General features: G+C 60.7%; 24 protein-coding genes and 1 tRNA gene. 15 read left to right on the forward strand and 10 right to left on the reverse strand.

The features are described from left to right. Entirely contained in the window at nt 1-489 is a 489-nt protein-coding gene (locus AB4Z19_RS10675) for a GNAT family N-acetyltransferase (RefSeq protein ID WP_442027868.1), read from the reverse strand. 177 nt (nt 490-666) lie between these two features. On the opposite strand from AB4Z19_RS10675, the gene AB4Z19_RS10680 reads away from it, so the two are divergent. After that, on the forward strand, nt 667-1,278 hold the full coding sequence (locus tag AB4Z19_RS10680; protein WP_442027867.1) for a TetR/AcrR family transcriptional regulator: 612 nt from the start codon (nt 667-669) through the stop codon (nt 1,276-1,278). 9 nt (nt 1,279-1,287) lie between these two features. After that, nucleotides 1,288-1,998, forward strand: a complete 711-nt coding sequence (locus AB4Z19_RS10685; RefSeq protein WP_442035231.1) for a fumarylacetoacetate hydrolase family protein — start codon at nt 1,288-1,290, stop codon at nt 1,996-1,998. Here the strand turns inward: AB4Z19_RS10685 and AB4Z19_RS10690 are convergent. Continuing rightward, nucleotides 1,995-2,819, reverse strand: a complete 825-nt coding sequence (locus AB4Z19_RS10690) for an SIR2 family NAD-dependent protein deacylase (RefSeq protein ID WP_442029818.1) — start codon at nt 2,817-2,819, stop codon at nt 1,995-1,997. The genes AB4Z19_RS10685 and AB4Z19_RS10690 overlap by 4 nt on opposite strands. A gap of 64 nt (nt 2,820-2,883) precedes the next feature. On the opposite strand from AB4Z19_RS10690, the gene AB4Z19_RS10695 reads away from it, so the two are divergent. Both AB4Z19_RS10695 and AB4Z19_RS10700 read left to right on the forward strand, forming a co-directional pair. After that, a tRNA-Pro gene (locus AB4Z19_RS10695) sits at nt 2,884-2,960 on the forward strand. Between the two features lie 85 nt (nt 2,961-3,045). After that, entirely contained in the window at nt 3,046-3,495 is a 450-nt protein-coding gene (locus AB4Z19_RS10700; protein WP_442029820.1) for an FKBP-type peptidyl-prolyl cis-trans isomerase, read from the forward strand. Nucleotides 3,496-3,546: 51 nt separating this feature from the next. Here AB4Z19_RS10700 and AB4Z19_RS10705 read toward each other — a convergent pair whose 3' ends face one another. The 3 genes from AB4Z19_RS10705 to AB4Z19_RS10715 all read right to left on the reverse strand — a co-directional run bounded on the left by AB4Z19_RS10705 (nt 3,547) and on the right by AB4Z19_RS10715 (nt 5,927). Further along, nucleotides 3,547-4,308 carry an alpha/beta fold hydrolase gene (locus tag AB4Z19_RS10705; protein ID WP_442035232.1) on the reverse strand — a complete coding sequence of 254 codons (762 nt, stop codon included), beginning with the start codon at nt 4,306-4,308 and terminating at the stop codon, nt 3,547-3,549. A gap of 25 nt (nt 4,309-4,333) precedes the next feature. Continuing rightward, nucleotides 4,334-4,789: an Ohr family peroxiredoxin gene (locus tag AB4Z19_RS10710; protein WP_442028434.1), complete on the reverse strand. Its 456-nt coding sequence runs from the start codon at nt 4,787-4,789 to the stop codon at nt 4,334-4,336. Between the two features lie 223 nt (nt 4,790-5,012). Then, nucleotides 5,013-5,927, reverse strand: a complete 915-nt coding sequence (locus AB4Z19_RS10715) for a LysR family transcriptional regulator (protein WP_442035273.1) — start codon at nt 5,925-5,927, stop codon at nt 5,013-5,015. 100 nt (nt 5,928-6,027) lie between these two features. On the opposite strand from AB4Z19_RS10715, the gene AB4Z19_RS10720 reads away from it, so the two are divergent. Genes AB4Z19_RS10720 through AB4Z19_RS10730 form a run of 3 tightly spaced genes read left to right on the forward strand, consistent with a single transcriptional unit; the run spans nt 6,028 to nt 8,304 of the window. Beyond that, the gene (locus AB4Z19_RS10720; RefSeq protein WP_442028432.1) at nt 6,028-6,567 is read left to right on the forward strand and encodes an ester cyclase; all 540 of its coding nucleotides are present in this window, start codon (nt 6,028-6,030) and stop codon (nt 6,565-6,567) included. A 2-nt stretch (nt 6,568-6,569) separates the two neighbouring features. Then, nucleotides 6,570-7,574 carry a polysaccharide deacetylase family protein gene (locus AB4Z19_RS10725; protein WP_442035233.1) on the forward strand — a complete coding sequence of 335 codons (1,005 nt, stop codon included), beginning with the start codon at nt 6,570-6,572 and terminating at the stop codon, nt 7,572-7,574. A gap of 13 nt (nt 7,575-7,587) precedes the next feature. Next, on the forward strand, nt 7,588-8,304 hold the full coding sequence (locus AB4Z19_RS10730) for an SDR family oxidoreductase (RefSeq protein WP_442035234.1): 717 nt from the start codon (nt 7,588-7,590) through the stop codon (nt 8,302-8,304). Here the strand turns inward: AB4Z19_RS10730 and secD are convergent. Both secD and AB4Z19_RS10740 read right to left on the reverse strand, forming a co-directional pair. Beyond that, on the reverse strand, nt 8,267-10,177 hold the full coding sequence (secD, locus tag AB4Z19_RS10735) for a protein translocase subunit SecD (protein WP_442035235.1): 1,911 nt from the start codon (nt 10,175-10,177) through the stop codon (nt 8,267-8,269). The two genes, AB4Z19_RS10730 and secD, sit on opposite strands and share 38 nt — an antisense overlap. A 163-nt stretch (nt 10,178-10,340) precedes the next feature. Continuing rightward, nucleotides 10,341-12,470, reverse strand: a complete 2,130-nt coding sequence (locus AB4Z19_RS10740) for an alpha-amylase family glycosyl hydrolase (protein WP_442035236.1) — start codon at nt 12,468-12,470, stop codon at nt 10,341-10,343. A 188-nt stretch (nt 12,471-12,658) separates the two neighbouring features. Here AB4Z19_RS10740 and AB4Z19_RS10745 point away from each other — a divergent pair, with 188 nt between their 5' ends. Beyond that, nucleotides 12,659-13,231: a DJ-1/PfpI family protein gene (locus AB4Z19_RS10745; protein ID WP_442035237.1), complete on the forward strand. Its 573-nt coding sequence runs from the start codon at nt 12,659-12,661 to the stop codon at nt 13,229-13,231. A 68-nt stretch (nt 13,232-13,299) separates the two neighbouring features. Further along, nucleotides 13,300-13,704, forward strand: coding sequence for a VOC family protein (locus tag AB4Z19_RS10750; RefSeq protein WP_442023065.1), 405 nt, complete (start codon nt 13,300-13,302; stop codon nt 13,702-13,704). 39 nt (nt 13,705-13,743) lie between these two features. Here AB4Z19_RS10750 and AB4Z19_RS10755 read toward each other — a convergent pair whose 3' ends face one another. Continuing rightward, the gene (locus tag AB4Z19_RS10755) at nt 13,744-13,965 is read right to left on the reverse strand and encodes a hypothetical protein (protein WP_442023064.1); all 222 of its coding nucleotides are present in this window, start codon (nt 13,963-13,965) and stop codon (nt 13,744-13,746) included. Nucleotides 13,966-14,120: 155 nt separating this feature from the next. Between AB4Z19_RS10755 and AB4Z19_RS10760 the strand changes: the two genes are divergently transcribed. The 4 genes from AB4Z19_RS10760 to AB4Z19_RS10775 are packed head-to-tail and all read left to right on the forward strand — an operon-like array spanning nt 14,121 to nt 17,849. Beyond that, complete coding sequence (locus AB4Z19_RS10760; RefSeq protein WP_442023063.1) at nt 14,121-15,491, forward strand: ethanolamine ammonia-lyase subunit EutB; 1,371 nt, start codon at nt 14,121-14,123, stop codon at nt 15,489-15,491. Further along, nucleotides 15,488-16,324 (forward strand): ethanolamine ammonia-lyase subunit EutC, encoded by an 837-nt coding sequence (eutC, locus tag AB4Z19_RS10765; protein ID WP_442023062.1) that lies wholly within the window; start codon nt 15,488-15,490, stop codon nt 16,322-16,324. Before AB4Z19_RS10760 ends, eutC begins: the two co-directional genes overlap by 4 nt. A gap of 15 nt (nt 16,325-16,339) precedes the next feature. Beyond that, complete coding sequence (locus AB4Z19_RS10770; RefSeq protein WP_442023061.1) at nt 16,340-17,080, forward strand: metallophosphoesterase family protein; 741 nt, start codon at nt 16,340-16,342, stop codon at nt 17,078-17,080. A gap of 22 nt (nt 17,081-17,102) precedes the next feature. Beyond that, nucleotides 17,103-17,849 carry a metallophosphoesterase family protein gene (locus AB4Z19_RS10775; protein WP_442035238.1) on the forward strand — a complete coding sequence of 249 codons (747 nt, stop codon included), beginning with the start codon at nt 17,103-17,105 and terminating at the stop codon, nt 17,847-17,849. On the opposite strand, the gene AB4Z19_RS10780 is transcribed toward AB4Z19_RS10775, so the two are convergent. Together AB4Z19_RS10780 and AB4Z19_RS10785 are read right to left on the reverse strand one after the other, a co-directional pair. After that, the gene (locus AB4Z19_RS10780) at nt 17,836-18,432 is read right to left on the reverse strand and encodes a hypothetical protein (protein WP_442023059.1); all 597 of its coding nucleotides are present in this window, start codon (nt 18,430-18,432) and stop codon (nt 17,836-17,838) included. The two genes, AB4Z19_RS10775 and AB4Z19_RS10780, sit on opposite strands and share 14 nt — an antisense overlap. Nucleotides 18,433-18,521: 89 nt before the next feature. Next, the gene (locus AB4Z19_RS10785; protein WP_442023058.1) at nt 18,522-18,875 is read right to left on the reverse strand and encodes a VOC family protein; all 354 of its coding nucleotides are present in this window, start codon (nt 18,873-18,875) and stop codon (nt 18,522-18,524) included. 62 nt (nt 18,876-18,937) lie between these two features. On the opposite strand from AB4Z19_RS10785, the gene AB4Z19_RS10790 reads away from it, so the two are divergent. Together AB4Z19_RS10790 and AB4Z19_RS10795 are read left to right on the forward strand one after the other, a co-directional pair. After that, the gene (locus AB4Z19_RS10790; protein WP_442023057.1) at nt 18,938-19,720 is read left to right on the forward strand and encodes a transporter; all 783 of its coding nucleotides are present in this window, start codon (nt 18,938-18,940) and stop codon (nt 19,718-19,720) included. A gap of 15 nt (nt 19,721-19,735) precedes the next feature. Next, nucleotides 19,736-20,827 carry a patatin-like phospholipase family protein gene (locus AB4Z19_RS10795; protein ID WP_442023056.1) on the forward strand — a complete coding sequence of 364 codons (1,092 nt, stop codon included), beginning with the start codon at nt 19,736-19,738 and terminating at the stop codon, nt 20,825-20,827. Nucleotides 20,828-20,914: the final 87 nt, after the last annotated feature.

Below are 20,914 nucleotides of genomic sequence, written 5' to 3' on the forward strand. Positions count from 1 at the left end.
TCAGTGTGGCGGCTGCCACTCCATGGTGTTGTGCAGCCCGTCCACACCCAGGTTGTTGAAGCCGCAGCGCTGCAGCAGGCGCTGCGCGGGACTGCCCAGCAACACGCTGAGGCGCACCGGCACCCGCATGCGGGCGCCCTGTGCTTGCAGACTACGCAGCAAACCAAGCCCGATGCCGCGGTTGCGGTACTCGGGCACCAGGCACATATCGAGGATACGGATTTCTTCGACGCCGTAATCGACGTACAGACGGCCGATCGGCCGGTCGCGATCCAGGATCACGGCCAGGTCGGCATTGGGAAATTGGTGCTGGAACCAGGTCTGACGGGCCTGGAATTGAAGACCGATCAGCAGGTGTTCGGTGTTGGCATCGCAGCCGCCCATGCGTAATTCGCCAGTTTGGGTGCTGGCGTACAGCTGCTGCATGAAACGCTGGTCGCCCGCTTCGGCTGGGCGCATTTCGATCGTGCGTGTGGTGCGGGTGGCCATGTCGTTACACTCTTTCAGCAGAAGGGGAACGGATACCTGCCGTTCATCATATCATCAGCTAATGCGCGGCCCGCGCAAAATTCGGTTTCGTTGTAAATCTACAATCATTTACTGCCGTTTGACAAATATCGGCCGCTTGTCCACAGTATCGCCTTACTGAAAATTAGCCCTCACATCATGACTGCCACCGACAAACGCCGATCCGACCCAGAGCGCGCCGCCACCCGCCGCCGCCAGGTGCTGGAGGCGGCCGCCGCCTGCTTCCGCCGTAGCGGTTTCCATGGCGCGAGCATGTCCGACATTTCCAAAACCGCGGGCATGAGCGCGGGCCATATCTATAACTACTTTAATAGCAAGGACGAGATCATCATCGCCTTCGTCGAGGAGGACATGGAGCGCGTGTCCACCATGATCCGCGACCTGGCATCGCGTCCCGATCCGCTGCTGGCACTGCTCGAGGAAGTGCCGCTGCGCGTGCGCGAGAACCTCGATCCCAACCACTGGCTGCTGCCGCTGGAAATCTACGCCGAGGCTTCGCGCAATCCGCGCATCGCCACAGTGGCCCAGGAAGCGGACGCCCGCGCACGCAAGGAATTCCGCGCCATCCTGCACAAGGGCAGGGCGCTGCATGGCCTGCTGGTGGACGACCGTGACATCGATGGGCGAATGGAGGCTATCATCTCTCTGTTCCAGGGCCTGCAACTGCGCGCCCTGCAAAATCCCGATCTGGATGCGGACAGCTTGCTGCCTCCATTCCAGGCGGCCTGCCGTACTTTGCTGTTTAGCTGAAGGAGCAAGATGAGCACTCAATACGTTTTCCCTCCGCATGAGATTGCGGGTCTTCCAATAGCGGGCACCGATGCGCGCTTCCCTGTGCGCCGCGTGTTCTGCGTCGGCCGCAACTACGCGGGCCATGCGCGTGAAATGGGTTCCGACCCGGACCGCGAACCGCCTTTCTTCTTCTGCAAACCGGGAGATGCCGGCGCCGTAGTGCCGGTTGCGCCGGGTGCGACGGTTGAACTGCCGTTCCCTTCGCTGACCAGCAATTTCCATCACGAGTGCGAACTGGTGGTCGCCATCGGCAAGGGCGGCTCGGACATCGGCGTTGCCGATGCGTTGTCCCACGTCTTCGGTTATGCCGTGGGCCTGGACATGACCCGCCGCGACCTGCAGGGCAAGATGAAGGACGCCGGCCGGCCATGGGAAATCGGTAAGGCCTTCGATTTCTCCGCGCCGGTGGGTGAGATTCGCCGCGCTTCGGAAGTGCCGGGCATTGAATCTGCCGCGATTTCGCTGGCGGTGGATGGCGCGGTGAAGCAGTCCAGCCACGTGACGCATCTGATCTGGTCGATCAGCGAAACGATCGCCAATCTGTCCACACTGTTCAAACTGGAACCGGGCGACCTGATTTTCAGCGGCACTCCGGAAGGTGTGGGCGCGGTTCAGCGCGGACAGACCATGGTGGGCCGGGTTGAAGGCCTGTCCGGCATCGCGGTCAAATACGTTTAATCCATTGCGGTGGCGATGGCGCGCAAGCCTTCCAGCGCGCCCGCTGCCAGTCCTACATCGAGCTTGCCCGATACCTGCGGCTCGCGGGGATTGATGCGGATTAGCCGTCCGCCACGCGCCACCACCTGCTGGCTGAAATAGCGGACCGATGGAATCGCCGTGCCCGCGCCCAGCTCAACTACCAGCGGACGTTCTACATTCTCCAGCCAGCGCTCCAGGCGCTCGGCCTGCTGCGCGCTGCGCCGCTCCAGCCAGTCGCCATCGCCAAACATCAGGATATTCGGCCGCGCCAGGCCGCCGCAGTGCGGGCAATGGGGCGGCGTGTTCAGAAGCCGGCAGGCATTGCTGTCCACGTCCGGCGTGAATGCTTCCGCGCTCCAGATGTCGTTGCAGCAGGGCTGCATGCACTGCAGGTGATGAATCGAGCCATGGCATTCGTAGACGCGGTCGAAGCCCGCTTGCTGAAAATGTCCATCCACATTGCTGGTGAAGACGGACACGCCATGCGCCATCGCCTCGCCCCATTCGCGCAGCATGCGGAAGCCGTCATGCGGTACCGTGTGCCGATAAAGCGAGAGCCGGTGGCCATAGAAACCCCAAGCCAGCGCGGGATCGCGGCGGAAGGTCGCAGGCGAGGCTACGCGCGTGAATTCCATCTGCGCCTTGCCGAGGGCAGGGTAGGCTTGCCAGAAGCCCTGGTTGCCGCGGAAGTCCGGCAGGCCAGAGTCCACGCCCATGCCCGCACCGGCAGCCACAATCAGCCCATCCGCCTGCTGGATGAGTTCAGAAGCCTGCAAAATCAGGGCGGTATCGATCATCATGCATATAGTATGGTGCAAGGTTGGCAAAAATTGAATATGCTCTGCTATAATCCGTGGCTCGAGTCGGGGCGTAGCGCAGCCTGGTAGCGTACCTGCATGGGGTGCAGGGGGTCGGAAGTTCGAATCTTCTCGCCCCGACCATTTGAATCAAGAGCTTAGGTCAATCTTCGGATTGGCCTTTTTCGTTTCTGGCGGATCTATTTACCCACTCATGCGAGATATTCATTTGAAAAAGCTGCTTTCCTATTCCGCCGTTGCACTGACCCTGGCCCTTGCCATGTCCGCCTGCAAGCGCAATGAGCCGACGGCTCCAGCTTCGTCCGAGGCAGCTCCGGCGATTTCCCTGCAAAAAATTGATACCGTGGCTGGCACTGGCAAGGAGGCGACCGCCGGCTCTATCGCTGTAGTCAATTACACGGGCTGGCTGTATGAGCCGAAGGCTGAGTCGCAGCATGGCGCCCAGTTTGATTCGTCGGTAGGGCGTTCGCCGTTCAGTTTCAAGGTCGATGGCGGCCAGGTCATCAAGGGCTGGGACGTGGGCGTACAGGGCATGAAAGTGGGCGGAAAGCGCACGATTATTGTGCCGGCGGAGATGGGCTACGGCGCTGACGGTATCGGCCCGATTCCACCGAACGCGAACCTGATCTTTGATGTTGAGCTACTGGACGTTCAGTAAGAATTGAAGGGCTACAGTTTTTGGACTGTAGCCCTTTTTTCCCTCAAGGGCTTACTTTGCTTCCAGCGCAGCCTTGATGATGAACTTTGCCACTTCTTCCGGCTGCGAGATGTGCAAGGCGTGGCTGGCCTTCATCTCGATGACTTGAGAGCCGCCGCGCTGGTACATCCAGCGCTGCAGTTCAGGATTCAACAGGCGGTCTTCCGAAGCCACGATGGCGTAGGTCGGCTTGGTGTGCCAGGCGGCGCTCCATACCGGCGCGTCCATCGTGGCCTTGGTGATCTGGGGCTGGGCGATGGACAGGAAATTGGTGCGGTTTGGCGGCACATCCTGAGCGTAGACATCGCGGAACTTCGACGGTTCTAGCGACAGATGGCCGTCGCGGCTGGTCTTCACTTCATTGCCGGGCAGTGGTTTGGAGGCGAGCAGTTGGGACACACTTTCGCCCACTTCCGGCTGTACGGCAGCCAGATAGACCAGCGCTTTCACCTTGTCGCTGGCGCCAGCGATCGAGATGACGGCGCCGCCGGAATCGTGGCCGACCAGTACCACGGGGCCGTCCTGTGCGTCGATGGCGGCGCGTGTGGCGGCGACGTTTTCATCCAGCGTGGTCTGCGGCTGCTGCACCACGGTGATCTTGTATCCCTTCAGCCAGAGCTGGTCGTGAATTTGGCGCCAGGTGGAACCGTCGGCATACGCGCCGTGGACCAGGATGACGTTTTTCGCGCCCGAGGTGACGACGTCGGGGAAGGCATGGGCGGCGAGCGGTGCGAACACTGCTACTGCCAGCAGGGCTTTGTTAATGCGTTTCATGGGAATTCCGAGAGAGAGAGAAGGCTCAGTTGGTCACTGCTTGCAGTTGCACGTTGATGTTGCCGCGCGTGGCTTTCGAGTATGGGCACAGTGTGTCGGCGGTGTGCGCAATTTCGGTGGCCAGTTCTTGCGACAGGCCTGGAGCGATGAAGGTCAGGCGCGCCTGAATCAGGTATTCCTCGCCCGCAGTGCCAAGATCAACTTCAATTTCCACAGCGGTATCCGCCGGCAGTTTCACGTTTTTTTCCTTTGCCACGATGCCGACAGCGGCGCTGTAGCAGGCCGACCAGGCGCCGGCGAACAGCTGTTCGGCAGTAGGGTGCGGCTGGACGGCCTCGAACACATGGGTGCGTGCAGCGCCGTTACCTGGTGCGGTCAGATGGATGTTCAGCGGGCCTTCGTGGTTGCCGGAAATAACGGCGCCATCGGGGCTGACGGTGCGGGTTTTGCCAGTGAGCAGTACAGATTCGATTGTTTTCATGAGGAACTCCTAAGTCTAAAATAGTTGACGCATGCGATTTAATCGGAAGCGATGACGTGGAGTATAGTGGCAAACTTTACGGTGTCAAGCGACTCCGATTTAGTCGTATGCGACCTTATGGGGCCGGGATTACGCCTTGCCCATAGACGAAATCAGCTCAAAAAGCTGGTTCAATCGTCCGACTTTTTACATGGGGTAATAACTATTTATGCTCGCGGTGCCGTCAATTATCCGTGGCGGCGTCCCAGCGCCAGGCCTGCTGCAGGCGAACCTGCAGGTAATCGACGAAGGCCCGTACGCGCGGGGCCATGTTTTGACTGTGAGGGAAGATCGCCTGCAGCGGCGCTGTCGGCATCGTATGGGCGGGCAGAACTCTTTGCAGGCGGCGCTGCAAGAGATCGTCGCCTACATCCCAGATCGACTTCACGACGATGCCCGCGCCTTGCAGCGCGAATTCATGGGCGGCCTGGCCATCGTTGGTGACGATGGCGCCGTTGACGCGCACCGTCACTGGCTCAGTACCCTGGAAGCGCCATTCAGCGCGGCGCTGGTCGCCGATCAGAATACAGCGGTGCTGGCCCAATTCGGCAGGATGTGTCGGCGCGCCGTACTGTGCGAGGTAGGCTGGCGAGGCGCAGGCTACGCGGTAATTGGGCGCCAAGCGCCGCGCAATCATGGTCGAATCCTGCAGGCTACCGAAACGTATGGCGAGGTCCTGGCCTGTCTCCAGCAGATTGACGACGGCGTCAGTGAGCTCCAGCTGAACCGCCAGTGCAGGGTGAAGACGCTGGAAGTCGGCCACGATCGGCACGATATGCTGACGGCCGAATTCACCCGGCGCCGTCACGCGTAGCAGGCCGGCCACTTCCTGGCGGCTGCGCGTGAGCAGCAGTTCCGCCTGCTCCACTTCCTCCAGAATGCGCAGGACGCGCACATGGAATTGCGCGCCTTCTTCGGTCAGCGTTTGGCGGCGCGTTGTGCGCTGTAACAGCCTGACGCCAACCGCCTTTTCCAGCTGCGCCAGACGTTTGCTGACGACGGACAGCGGCACGTCCAGCTCACGCGCTGCAGCCGACATGCTGCCCGCACTGACGATGCGGGCAAAGGCGGCGAGGGCAGGCAGATCATCCAGCATTATTCGTATTTTGGAAAATATCAATCCGCGAAACGGGGCTATTTCTCCCTAATGGGCCATCCTATCATGACTCCATCGCAATTCCACTCTTTCCGAAGGAGATATGATGAAAACTCTGACCGCTACCCTGATGACCGCGCTGGCGCTGGGCGCCACGACCGCGCAAGCCGCCTCCGATGACCAGTTGGTACGTCCGCAAGTGCAGGTCATCGATCCGACCCTGAGCGCGGCCCAAGCCGAGGCAAGCGTGCTCGCCGCCCGCCGTTACGGCTCGTTCTGGAACAACGGCGATGAAGCTTTTGCCGTTGCCGCACTGGCCCCCAACTTCACCGACCGCACTCTGCCTCCCGGCCGCGCTCAAGGTCTGGAGGGCCCGCTGGCTGCGTCGAAGTTCGTGCGGGCTGCCATTCCCGATCTGCACGCCGATATCGAGCAACTGATCGTGACCGGTGACCGCGTCGTCGTGCATCTGCGATTCCAGGGCCATTTCACGGGCAGCTTCAAAGGCGTGCAGGGCAAAGGGCAGACGGTCAACTTCATCGCCACCGATATCTATCGCGTCGTTGAAGGACGCATTGCCGACAACTGGCATATCGAAGACAACCTGACCTTCCTTCAACAGCTTGGCGTAATCGGAGGCTGATCATGGAACGTACCATCGATACTTCCCGTCGCGGCTTCATGGCGCAAGCAGGAACAGGCGCATTGGCGGCGGGCGGTTTGCTGCTTGGCGCAGCAGCACAAAAAGCGGAGGCAGCACCGGCAAAGACCGCGGTTTCCGGCAAGACCGGGAGCGGCGAATTCTGGCCCAACGGCGCGCGCCTGGTGATTTCCGTCTCCATGCAGTTCGAGGCAGGCGGCCAGCCGTTGAAGGGCACTGACAGCCCATTCCCTAAAGTGGACTTCCCGGCCAGTATTACGTCGGACCCGGTGGTCAACACATGGTTCGCTTACGGATACCGTGAAGGCATCCCGCGCATGCTGGACTTGTGGGACCGCCACGGTATCAAGGTGACCTCGCACATGATCGGCGAAGCGGTCCGCCGTCATCCTGAACTGGCGCGGGACATCGTCAATCGCGGCCACGAAGCTGCCGGACACGGTCCGCGCTGGAGTTCGCAGTACGCCATGAACCCTGCGCAGGAACGCCAGTTCATCAGCGAGGCGGCGTCGATGGTGCAGGAAGTGACGGGCCAGCGTCCGGTAGGCTACAACGCCAACTGGCTGCGCCGTGGGCCAAACACCCTGTCGCTGCTGCAGGAACTGGGCTACACCTATCACATCGACGACTTGAGCCGCGATGAGCCGTTCATTGAGCAGGTCAACGGCAAGGACTTTGTGGTGGTGCCATACACCCTGCGCAACAACGATATTCTGCTGATCGAAGGCCGCAACTACTCGCCGTCGCAGTTCCTGGAGCAGATCAAACTGGACTTCGACCAGTTGTACGAGGAGGGCGCAACGCGCCGCCGCATGATGTCGATCAGCGCGCACGACCGCATCAGCGGTACGCCGCAAATGGTGAAGGCGTGGGACGAGTTTCTGCGCTACGCCAGGTCGCATCCCGGCGTCGCCTTCATGCGCAAGGACGAGATTGCGCGCTACGCCTTGAGCAGCCCGATCACCGTACGCGAAACTGAAACTATCTGAACCAGGGAGATGAATGATGAATACTTTGCATGGACAAAAAGTGCTGGTGGTTGGCGGCAGTTCAGGCATCGGCGCGGCGGCGGCCAAATCGCTGGCTGCATTGGGCGCGGAAGTGACGATCGCCTCGCGCAACGCGGGCAAGCTCGAAGCGGCGGCTGCTGAAATCGGCGGCGCCGTGCGTACCGCCATCCTCGATACGTCGGACGACTCGGCGCTGGAAGCCTTCTTCGCTGCGCAGGATGCCTTCGATCACGTGGTGGTTTCCGCTGCACAAACGGCGTCCGGTCCGGTGAAGCAGCTGGCTCTGGTCGATGCTTACGCGGCCATGAACAGCAAGTTCTGGGGCGCTTATCGCGTGGCGCGTGCGGCCAGGATTCGCCAAGGCGGATCGCTGACCCTTGTGTCGGGCTTCCTCAGTGTCCGCCCGAGCAAGACCTCCGTGCTGCAAGGCGCGATCAATGCCGCGCTGGAGGCGCTCACTCGCGGGCTGGCGCTGGAGCTGTCGCCAGTGCGTGTGAATGCCGTGTCACCGGGGCTGGTCGCCACGCCATTGTGGGCTGGCCTGAGCGAGGAGAAGCGCGAGGCCATGTATGAAGGTGCGGCCGTACGCTTGCCTGCGCAGCGGGTCGGGCAACCGGAAGACATCGCCAACGCCATCACCTATCTGGTGACGACGCCTTATGCCACCGGGTCTACGGTACTGGTGGATGGCGGCGGGGCGATTGCCTGATTTCGGACCGGTCCACATCTGCCTTGGGCGTCCACACCGTACCGATGGACAGCGATTTCAGCTTCTTCTTGCGGCCGTACCACAGATTCACGACGCCGCGCGAGACGAAGACTGCGGAGAACATCGACGTCAGGATGCCCAGGCAGTGCACCACCGCGAAGCCGCGCACCGGACCGGAGCCGAATATCAGCAACGCCAGGCCGACGATCAGTGTAGTCACGTTGGAGTCCAGAATGGTGCGCCACGCATGGCTGAAGCCAGTGGCGATTGCGGCCTGCGGATTGGCGCCGTTGCGCAGCTCTTCGCGGATGCGTTCGTTAATCAGCACGTTGGCATCGATCGCCATGCCGAGTGCCAGGGCGATTGCCGCGATGCCCGGTAACGTCAGCGTTGCCTGCATCATCGACAGGATGGCGATCAGCAGCAGGACGTTGATGCCCAGTGCCAATACGCTGAAGAAGCCGAACAGCGCATAGTAAGCAATCATGAAAACCGCGATCGCTGCAAAGCCGTACAGCGTGGAGTGATAGCCTTTGGCGATGTTCTCGGCGCCGAGTTGCGGACCGATGGTGCGCTCTTCGATAACGTCCATCGGGGCATACAGCGCGCCAGCGCGCAGAAGCAGTGCGAGTTCGCGGGAATTTTCCATGCTGCCCATGCCGCTGATGCGGAAGGCGTTTCCGAGTTCAGACTGAATGACGGCGACATTCAATACTTCCGGTTTGCCCTTCTCATACAGCACAATGGCCATCTTCTTGCCGACACGGTCGCGGGTCGCCTCGCGTATCTTGCGGCTGCCTTCGCCGTTCAGATCCACCACGACAGCCGGCTGGTTGTTTTCGTCCAGCGTTGGCGTGGCGCCTGTGATGTAGTCGCCGGTCAGGACGATGTCTTTGTACAGCACGACTGGCGCGTCTTTTCCTGCCGTGAATAGCTCGGAGTCCGTGGGGATGGTCGCCGTGGCTTCGGTGCCGCGTGTGATGGATTCGTCCACCATGCGGATTTCCAAAGTGGCAGTGCGGCCGATGATGGCTTTGGCGCGTGTCACGTCCTGTTCGCCCGGCAGCTGCACGACGATGCGGTCGGCGCCTTGCTGCTGGATGATCGGTTCGGCCACGCCCAACTGATTCACACGCTTGCTCAGGGTGGTGATGTTTTGCTGTATGCCGTTGTCCATCATGGCCTTCAGCGCTGCGGGCTTGATGGTGACGGTCAGCTTCAGGTCGTTACCGTCCGTGCCCTCGTTGATCAGCAGGTCGGGCTGTTGATCGCCCAGTATGGCTTTTGCTGCCTGGCGCGCGGCGTCGTCGCGGAACTTGATGATCACGGCGTTGCCCACGCGATCTATCCCCGCGTGACGCACGTTCTTGTCGCGTAGCTGCGTGCGCACGGTCGCTTGTATGCTCTGGATGCGCTTGTTCAGCACGGCCTTGGTATCGACCTGCAGCAGGAAGTGCGCGCCGCCGCGCAGGTCCAGGCCGAGGTACATCGGGAATGCGCCCAGCGTATGCATCCAATGCGGCGCGTTCGAGATCAGATTGGCGGTGACGACATAGTTTGGATCATCGGGGTCTGGATTCAGCGCTTTGTCCAGCGCCAGACGGGCCTTGAACTGGGCGTCGGTGTCCGGGAAGCGCACCTTTACCGATTGAGTGGCGCCCGAATCGAAGGCGATGCCGTCCTGCCTGATGTTGTTCTTCTTGAGTGCTGCCTCCACTTGGCCCGCCATAGCGGAGCTGACCTTAACGGTGGCTTTGCCGCTGGTGATCTGCAGCGCAGGCGAGTCGCCGAAATAGTTTGGTGCCGTGAAGAGTGCGCCCAGTAGCACGATGACGGCAATGACGATGTATTTCCAGACAGGATAGCGGTTCATGTCTCTTTTAGTTGGTTTGTTAAAGAAGAAGCCGACTACTACTGCGCGCAGCCACAAGCTGTGGCTGGCATCTGGAAATTCCAAGGGGGGTTAGAAAAAAATAAATGGCGCTGCGAGTGAAGGTGGGGAAGCGCCGCTGCGCTGAGGCAGCGGCGCCTTGGCGTTAAGGCTGCCAGTTGACGTTCACTGTGGCCGTGCCGCTGGCGGGCGTGGTGAAGGTATGGTTGCTGCCGCCTTCCCACACGGTGGGGTTGGCGCTCTTCTTCAGGAATTTGAAGCTGATCGTGGAAGAGGCGGGGACGCTGACGTCGGTGTACCAGGTCGGGTAGCTGTAGACGACCTGATTGAACAGCGCGCCAAGCGGTGCAGTATCGCTCCAGTTGGTCAATTCGAATTTGTCACCGGTCAGGTAGACGTTCTCGCCCGACACCGTCGTCGCGTTGTTGACGACAAAGCGCAGGCTGATTTGCGGGCCGGAGAGAATTTCGAAAGTGCCCCATGTGTCGCTGCTGACGGCGCCGGAAGTCACAACGCTGACGTTGTACAAGCCCGCGGCCACGCTCGGCACCAGCGCCTTGATCTGCGTGTCTTCCCACGAGAGGATATTGGCGCCGCTTACCGAAGTCGTCCCAAACTTCACCGTACCCGCCGTCGCACCGAAGCCGCGGCCGTCGATGGTGACGGTCTTGCCCGGCATGGACATATTCGGCCCAACGTGCCCCAGTTTCGGCGAAGTCGAAGCCGCCGCGAACTGCCACACCGCGACCGCACCGGCAGCCAGCGTGAAGTTGCTGACCGCGCCGTTGGACGCAACGGTGATGTTATTGCCATTCAGTCCCAGGCCATTCAGCACATCGGTATAAGTGCCGGCGGGCAAACCCGCGATGAAGCCGGAAATCGGCGTCGCAGTCGACAGATTGCGATTGATTGCCACCACCGCCACATTGCCGCCGAAGTTGCGCTCATAGATCAGCACATCGTTATTCACCCAGCGCTGCTGTGTGGTGCCGTAAGCGATGGCGGGATTGGATTTGCGCAGCGGCGCCAGGCGCGCAATCATCTTGTACGCCGTGGTGGTGTTGGCGAAGGACGTCATCATCGCGCGGTTGTCGGGATCGCCCGTGCCCTGCATATACTGCTCGGTGCCATAGTAAATCGCCGGTACACCGCGCGAAGTCAGCGTGAAGGCGAGCGCCTGTTCCAGCTTGCGTCCACTGGCGCCGGATACCTGGAAGCGCGGCATATCGTGGTTGTCGATAAAGGTCACCTGGTCGCCCACATGCGAATACTGGCTGGAGGTATCGGTGATCATCTGATTCAGCGACGTCATGTTCGACGTGCCGTCCTTGAACACCTGGCGCACCCGCTGGGCGAATTCGAAGTCCAGCAGGCTCATACCACTGCGATTCGCGAAGTAATGGTTGGCGGGATCGACTTCGTCCGGGCTGAGGAACCACTCGCCGAAGGTGAATACCGGCTTGTAACTCTGGACGTAAGCCATGAAGTTCTTTTGCCAGCCGAAGGGCATATGCTTCACCGCGTCCATGCGGATGCCGTCGATGCCCAGGTCCAGCCAGACCTTGATCGCGGCCTTCATGTATGTGTCGACGGTGGAGTTGTTGTGGTTCAGGTCCGCCAGGTCGAACAGATTGCGGTAGATGCCGTCCTCCAGCGAAGAGAAGGTCGTACCGCCATTATGGTGGAAGAAGCCGCTTGGATCGGCGCCGTATGAAGCGAGCAGCGAGCCACTGTCGTACAGGCGTCCGTTCTCGCCGAAGCTGGAATCGGTGGCCGAAGCAGGGGAGGTGTGGTTCGGTGCGAAGTCGATGATCACCTTGATGTTGCGCGCGTGCGCCGCGTTGACCATATTGGTGAAATCGGTCAGCGAGCCGAAGGCGGGATTGGGCTTCTTGAAATCGCGCGCCCAGTATCCGTGATACGAGGTGCTGTTCACGCCGGAGTAGTTCAATACCGCCGTGATGTTCTCGACCGGCTGCGAAATCCAGATGGCGGTGATGCCCATGCCGGTCAGATAGCCGTCTTCCAGTTTGTTCTGAATGCCTTTCCAGTCGCCGCCGCAATACAGCTTGCGCTGGGTGCAGCCGGTGCTGAAGGAGGCGCCGGTCGGGTTGTTGGCGCTGTTGCCGTCCACCAGCCGGTCGGTGACGATCTGGTAGATGACGTCGGTGTTGAAGCCTTGTTTGTTGCCGACACTGGTGTCGGGTGCGGCCTGTGCTTGCAGGGCAAATGCAGCAAGCGTGCCGGCGATGATGCCGATGTGTTTTGTCTCCATTGCTTGTCCTCGTTTTGGTGATCCGGCCGGGCGCCGGGTGAGCCAAGTATGGAGTAGTTTTGTTACTGATTCGATTGATTAGTGGCGTAAACGCAGCAACTATCGTAAATATTTTATGTATTTTGACTACACGATCCATTGTAGTTAAGCTGATTCGGTTCCGATCCAACCTTGAAAAGGAGAGTGAAATGAGCGCGAAGAAAATCTTGTTTCTGACCGGCGATTTTGCAGAGGATTACGAGACGATGGTGCCATTCCAGGCACTGCAAATGGTCGGGCATACGGTGCACGCCGTCTGTCCCGGCAAGAAGAGCGGGGACAAGATCAAGACCGCCATTCACGACTTCGAAGGCGACCAGACCTATACCGAGAAGCCGGGCCACATGTTCACCCTGAACGCAAACTTCAGCGACGTCAGGGTGGGCGGCTACGATGCCCTGATGATTGCCGGTGGCCGCGCACCCGAGTACCTGCGCATGAATGCAGATCTGCTGCGGCTGGTGCAGGAATTCGCCAAGGCAGGCAAACCAATTGCCGCCGTCTGCCACGGCGCGCAGATTCTGACGGCGGCGGACGTCATCAAGGGCAAGAAGATCTCGGCCTATCCCGCCTGTGCGGCAGAAGTGCGCACGGCCGGCGCTGAATACATGTCCATCGAAATGGACCAGGCGGTCACGGACGGGAACTTCGTTACGGCCCCGGCCTGGCCTGCACATCCTCAGTGGCTGGCTCAGTTCCTCAAAGTGCTGGAAAAAGTTTGATTGGTCTTGTCGATTGCGGGCAAGCTGGCGCGTCGTAGGGATACCAACCACTCAATGAGGAACCAGAAATGAACAAGCAAATCTTCGTCAACCTGCCCGTCAAGGATCTGGAAAAGTCGAAAGCCTTCTTCGCGGCGCTGGGCTACACCTTCAACCCGCAATACACCAACGAACATGCGGCGAGCATGATTATTCACGATGGCAGCATCTACGCCATGCTGCTGACCGAGCCTTTCTTCAAGGGCTTTACCAGCAAGCCGATCGTGAGCGCGAAAGAAGCGACCGAGGTGATCGTGTGCCTGAGCTGCGATAGCCGCGAGGAGGTGGACGATCTGGTGAAGAAGGCGCTGGCTGCCGGTGGCAAGGCGCCGCGTGAGCCGCAGGACCATGGCTTCATGTATGGCCACGGCTTCGAAGATCTGGACGGCCACGTCTGGGAACTGGTCTACATGCTGCCCCAGCAGGCTCAGTAAAAATAAAAAGGCCAACCATTGCGGTTGGCCTTTGTCGCATCAGCGGGTACCGTTGTTGGTGCCTTGCTGTTGCATGCTGCGTTCCATCTGGTCTTTATCGACCGCTTTCACGCCATCAGGTACTTGCTTACGCGGGATCATGCTGCCGGTCATCGTAAACTTTTCGCCGGCGGTTTCTGGCGCGCCGTTGCCGGTCCAGTCAACACTGGCGCAGCCAGAGATCGAGGCAGCAAGGCCCAGTGCAAAAATTACGCTCTTCATACTCCCCTTTCTAGATTTTGAAGTGTTGATGTCAAATGCTTAACACATCTGACAATCTACCATGGGATTGTCAAAAAAGTTTCACCAAATTGCATTATTTTTAAACGATTTCGCGGGACTATACTCAGGTGGTGCTTCCTCGACGGAGCCTTTCAATGAGCAAGTTTCAGTACCGTGATTTGAAGGATTTGTTGGCCAAGGCTTCGCCTGCGCGTTCAGGGGATTTGCTGGCCGGCGTGGCCGCATCCAGCGCTGCGGAGCGCGTGGCGGCGCAGATGGCGCTCGCGGATTTACCGTTGACCACTTTTCTGAATGAAGCGCTGGTGCCGTATGAGGATGACGAGGTCACGCGGCTGATCATGGACACGCATTCGGCGCCGGCGTTTGCCGAGATCCGCCATCTGACAGTCGGCGACTTCCGCAACTGGCTGCTGGACGAGCACACCGGCAGCGCACGCTTATCTGCCGTGGCGCCGGGCATTACGCCGGAAATGGCGGCAGCGGTCAGCAAGATCATGCGCAATCAGGACTTGATTCTGGCTGCATCCAAATGCCAGGTCACGACGGCTTTTCGCAACACGCTTGGCTTGCGTGGCACGTTGTCCGCACGGCTGCAGCCGAATCATCCGGCCGATGATGCCAGCGGCATCGCTGCCAGTATTCTCGATGGCCTGTTATACGGTTGCGGCGATGCGGTGATCGGCATTAATCCGGCGACCGACAACGTGGCGCAGGTGATCAATCTCGTTGTGATGCTGGACGAGATCATCGGCCGCTTCGCGATCCCTTCGCAATCGTGTGTGCTGACGCACGTGACCAATACGCTGGCCGCGATTGAGCGCGGTGCGCCGGTTGATCTGGTGTTTCAGTCGATTGCGGGCACTGAGGCGGCGAATCGCAGCTTCGGCGTCAATCTGGCGCTGCTCGATGAAGCGCGCCAGGCGGCGCTTGCGCTGGGACGCGGCACGGTCGGCAGCAATGTGATGTACTTTGAGACGGGGCAGGGCAGTGCGCTGTCAGCGTCCGCGCATCACGGGATGGACCAGCAGACATGCGAGGCGCGTGCCTATGCGGTCGCGCGCCATTTCAAGCCGCTGCTGGTCAACAGCGTGGTTGGTTTCATTGGTCCTGAATATCTGTACGACGGCAAGCAGATCACGCGCGCAGGACTGGAAGATCATTTCTGCGGCAAGCTGCTTGGCCTGCCCATGGGCTGCGACATCTGCTACACCAATCACGCCGAGGCGGATCAGGATGATATGGACGTTCTTCTTACTTTGCTGGCGGCGGCAGGGGTGACCTATGTGATGGGCGTGCCCGGTGCGGATGACATCATGCTCAATTACCAGAGCACTTCGTACCACGATGTGCTGTACGCTCGCACGCTGCTGGAGCGTCAGCCGGCGCCGGAGTTTGCAGCGTGGCTGCAGGCTTCCGGCATATTCGGCGCGGATGGGCTGCCAGTGCGCGAGCCGCCGGCATTGTTCCAGCCGGCGCTACGCCGCTTGCAGGGAGGACCGGTATGAATCCATGGTCCGCGCTGCGCCAGTTCACTGCGGCCCGCGTGGCGCTCGGACGCCACGGCCCCAGCTTACCGACCGCGCCGCAACTGGCCTTCCAGCTCGCCCACGCGATGGCGCGCGATGCGGTCCATACGCCGCTGGACGTGGAGCCACTGCGCGTCGCCGTCACGCAGGCGCTGCGCCTGGCACCCGGCAATGCCGCTGGCGACTCGACGGACAGCGCGCCGGATGATGCGGCTGCGGCGCGTTGCCTGCTCCTGCATAGCGCTGCTGCGACGCGCGAAGTGTACCTGCAGCGTCCCGACCTTGGCCGCCAGCTCGGCGAATCATCGCGCGCCGAATTGGCTGCGCTGCCGCGCGCCGTGAACGGCGCCGACGTGGCCTTCGTCGTGGCGGACGGCCTGTCCGCGCTGGCGGTGCAGCAGCATGCTGCGCCTCTGCTGGCGCAGCTGATTCCGCGCTTGCTCGCTGACGGCTTCACGCTGGCGCCGCTGACAATCGTGCAGCAGGCCCGCGTCGCGATCGGCGACGAGATCGGCGAACTGCTGGGCGCGAAGGCAGTGGTGGTGCTGATCGGCGAGCGTCCCGGCCTTAGTTCGCCAGACAGCATGGGTCTGTACATGACCTGGGCGCCACGCCGCGGCCTGACCGACGAAGCGCGCAATTGCATCTCCAATGTGCGTCCGGAAGGACTGTGTTACGAAACGGCGGCCTACCGCTTACACTATCTGCTCGACCAGGCCCGCAAGCGCGGCCTGTCCGGCATCCAGCTGAAGGACGAAACCGTGGCTGCGGATGCAGCGCTGCCAGCCCAGCGCACCTTCCTGCTGCTTTAATGAATGGAGAATTTTATGCGGATCGCGGCAATTTCAGACGTTCACGGCAACCTGTGGGCACTTGATGCCGTGCTGGCAGAGGTCGAGCGCCGCGGTGCGGACGTCATCGTCAACCTTGGCGATATTCTGTCAGGTCCCTTGCTGCCGCGCGAAACGGCCGATCGGCTGATGGCGTTGAACCTGCCGACCATCGCCGGCAATCACGAACGCCAGGTGCTGGAAGGCGATCCCGCGCGCATGGGCGCATCGGACTTGCACGCGCACGAGCACATCACGCCGGCGCAACGTGCCTGGATGCGCAGCCTGCCGCAAACGCTGCGTCTTGCAGACGACGTGTTGCTGGTGCATGGCACGCCGGATTCGGACCTGGTCTATTTCATGGAAACGGTGACGGAACAGGGCATTCGTCCCTCCACGCATGATGAGGTGAGCGAGCGTGCCGCCAATGCACAGGCATCGCTGATCTTGTGCGGGCACACGCATACACCGCGCACCATGCAACTCGACGACGGCCGCTTGATCGGCAATCCCGGCAGCGTGGGCGTGCAAGCTTTCTATGCCGATTATCCCTTCGATCATAAGGTCGAGAACCGCACGCCGCATGCACGCTACTGCATTGCCGAGCGCAGCGCCGATGGCTGGACAGTGGCGCAGTACGCGATTGCCTACGACTGGCGTCCCGCCAGCGAACTCGCGGCCCGCAATGGTCGTCCCGATTGGGCGCTCGCTCTTCGAACCGGACGCGCGGTGGTATAGTGATCCGCGAAAGGAGAGGCCGATGCGTATCGCAGCAATCTCCGACATTCATGGCAATTTGTGGGCGCTCGATGCGGTGCTGGACGACATCGTCAAACGCAAAGTTGACCTGACAGTGAACCTGGGCGATATCCTGTCCAGCCCCCTGAAGCCCCGCGAAACGGCGGAGCGGCTGATGCCATTGAATTTGCCGACCATCTCGGGCAATCACGAACGCCAGGTGCTCGAAGACGATCCTGCGCAACTCAGCGTCGAGGATCGTAACGCTTACGACCACATCACCGACGAACAGCGGGCCTGGATACGCAGCCTGCCAAAAACGCTGCGCATTGCCGATGACGTGCTGCTCGTGCACGGCACACCGTCATCGGACGTACGCTATTTCTTGGAGACTGTGACAGAGCAGGGCCGGCGTGCGGCCACGCATGAAGAAGTGCTTGAGCGCGCGAGCGATGCGCACGCTTCGCTGATCCTTTGCGGCCATACCCACATCCCGCGCGCCTTCCGCCTTGATGATGGACGCCTGATCGCCAATCCCGGCAGCGTCGGTTGGCCTGCGTTCGATGATATCCATCCCTTCCATCACAAGGCAGAGAACAATACGCCCCACGCCCGCTACGCCATCTTCGAGCGCACCCCCTGCGGCTGGACCATCGAACACTACGCCATCGCCTACGACTGGAGCGCCGCCAGCGACTTCGCCGCTCGCCACGACAACGCCGAATGGGCCTACCTTCTCCGCACTGGCCGCATGCCTAAAAAGACCTGACGACCAAGGTGCACATGGCAATAAGGTTCGCCGCGACCAGGGCAATTATCCAGCGCGTGTTATTCGCCAGCTCGTTTCGCAGCACCCGCTGGTCGTCCCATAGTTCCTTGGTGCTCTTCTCGCTCCATGCTCGCTGCTCGGTCAGCACAAATTTGAGATTGCCGTTCTGTTCGGCGAACGTGCGCAGGAAATCTTCTTTTTGCGAGGCGAGCCCGGCTTGGAACGCATCTCGCTGTTCAGCGAGCCCACGTCGGAACTCTTCTTGTTGTTGATCTAGTGCGCGTCGGAGCACTTCTTTTTGCTCATCGAGTCCGCGCCGGAACTCCCCTTTCTGTTCAGCAAGGGCGTTCAAGAACTTTTCATTTTGAATGGCCATCTCCTGCCTGGCCTCCTTGCGTTGATCAGCAAGGGCTTGTTGAAGTTCTATGCTCTGCCGAATTACCGAGTCGTGCAGTTCGGTCCTCAGGCCGTCAACTGATGTCTGAAGCTTGTCCAAAGCTGTTAATACAGATTCCATCGTGAGCTCCAGCTTGGAAATACGGACCTCGTGACCCTCCAGTTTGACTTGTACGTCGGGTTCCATAGCGGTCTCCTGTCACTGATGTGCTCTTACTTTGCGCCGTTGAGACGGACGTACTTTGAGCTTGGACAGGGAGCGGTGAATTTAGTTCACTAGACCCGGTGGCTGACTTCGATGAGGATGCCGCCAGGTGCTTGGGCGTAGAAGGCGAGGGCGCCCCAGGCTCGGGCTGGCGGCGCGGGGACGGGTAGGCCGGAGTCGGCCAGGTGCTGATAAACAGCGTGCACGGCTTCGTCGGAGGATTGCAGGAAGCCGATGTGGAAGCCCTGCGGGTAGATCACTGGCCCGTCCAGCTGGTTCAGCACCAGCACAAAGCCGCCTGTGCCGTGCAGAATGGCCATTCCGGGCGCCGGTGCACCCAGCCGCTCGAAGCCGAAGCCTTTTTCGAAGTAATGCACGGCCGCTTCGAGATCGCTGACCGGCAGGTCGATGTGGTTGAGTTGCATGGCGGACCTCCTCGTTGAGTCGGACTTGTATAATCCTAAGCCAAATCCCAGGTGGAGGACACATGCATTACAAGCTTGCATTCGGACTGTCGCTGATCATGGTATCCGGCATCGCGCTGGCCGCGCCGGACGAGAACATTTCTACCGACCGCCCTGACTTTGTCGACTCGGCTGACACGGTCGGCAAAGGCGTCATCCAGCTCGAAGCCGGCTTCGCCCAGGACCGCAACAAGGACGCCGGCCTGAAGGAGCGTACGAGCAGCACTCCGCTGCTGCTGCGTATCGGCGTCGCGGATGATCTTGAGCTGCGCCTCGAAACCGACGGCCGCATGCGCTATCGCGCCGATGGCACGGATTACGCGCGTGACAGCGGCTGGGGCGATGCCGCGGTCAGCATGAAGTGGCACGTGCGCGATGGCGAAGGCGCCATGCCTGCCATCGGCTTGATCGGACAGCTGGACTTCGCCACCGGTTCGCAGGCATTCAAGGGCAACGGCACGCGTCCATCGGTGCGCATTACGGGCGAATGGGACTTGCCGGACAACTGGTCGGTCGGCGTCATGCCCGGCATCGTGGCGGACCGCGATGAACAGGGCCGGCACTTCACCAGCGGCATGTTCGGTGTTTCCTTCGACAAGGAGTGGAGCGAGAGCACGCATACCTTTATTGAGGTAGCATCGCAGCGCATCGCCAAAACGCGCTACGGCGGCACTTCGGCCAGTTTCGACACCGGCGCCACTTACCTGCTGTCGAAAAACTGGCAGGTCGACGCCGCGATGTTCTTCGGCCTGAATCGCCGTACGCCGGATTTCAGCTTTACTATCGGGCTCTCTGCCCGCCTCTGAACAAGGAGAAGCTTCGTGGTGAAACGCAAAGAGGCGCAGGCCTTGCCCGGACAAGTCGTGCTCGTGCTGCAAGGCGGCGGCGCGCTGGGCGCTTATCAGCTGGGCGTCTATCAGGCCATGCACGAAGCGGGCGTGGAGCCGGACTGGGTGATCGGTACCTCGATCGGCGCGCTGAATGGCGCCATCATCGCCGGCAATCCGCCGGAGATGCGCCTCAAGCGCCTGCGCCAGTTCTGGGAAACGATGGAGCAGCATTCCGCTCTGTTCCCGAATATGCCGCGCCTCTTTGCCAACGCGCTGACCATCACACAGGGCATCCCGGCCTTCTTCGATCCTAATCCGATCACATGGTGGAATCCGGCGGCGAAAGTCGGCGTCGAGAATGCGGCCTTCTACCGCACCAATGCGCTGCGCGAAACGATGGAAGCGCTGGTCGATTTCAAATATCTGAATGAGCGTCACACGCGTTTCACCGTTGGCGCGGTCAACGCCCGCAATGGCGTCATGCGCTACTTCGATACACGCAAGGAGGCGCTGGACGTCACCAACGTGCTGGCTTCGGGCGCGATTCCGCCGGCCTTCCCGGCGATCCGCATCGGCGAGGAGCCTTACTGGGACGGCGGGATTTATTCGAACACGCCGATCGAAGCGGTGCTGGACGATGAGCCGCGCCACGACTCGGTCATCTTCTCCGTGCAGGTGTGGAACCCGGATGGCAGCGAGCCGCAAAGCGTGCTGGATGTGCTGGAGAAGCACAAGGAAATCCAGTACGCCAGCCGCGCCAGCAACATCGAGCAGCAGCGCAAGCTGCACCGCCTGCGCCATGTGATCCGCCAGCTGACCCTGAAACTGCCGGATGAGGTCCGCAAGTCGCCCGAAGTGCGCGAGCTGTCGCTGTGGGGCTGCGGCACGTCCATGCACATCGTGATGATGAAGGCGCCGCACCTGCACTGCGAAGACCACACCAAGGACATCGACTTTTCGCAGGAGGGCATCCAGCAGCGCTGGCAGGCGGGCTACGAAGACGGCAAGCGCGCATTCGGGGCCAAACCCTGGGCGGTGCTGCCGGACCCGATCGAAGGCATCGCGATCCATGAGCATTTTTAAAATTTTCTATCGAATAGATAGTATCAATCAAATTTATTAATTGAGCTTGCTTACTTAGAATGGTTTCACCAGCCAACGCTAAGAGGA

Origin of the sequence: Pseudoduganella sp. RAF19, assembly GCF_052114165.1 — a bacterium.
Classification (GTDB): Bacteria; Pseudomonadota; Gammaproteobacteria; order Burkholderiales; family Burkholderiaceae_D; genus Rugamonas.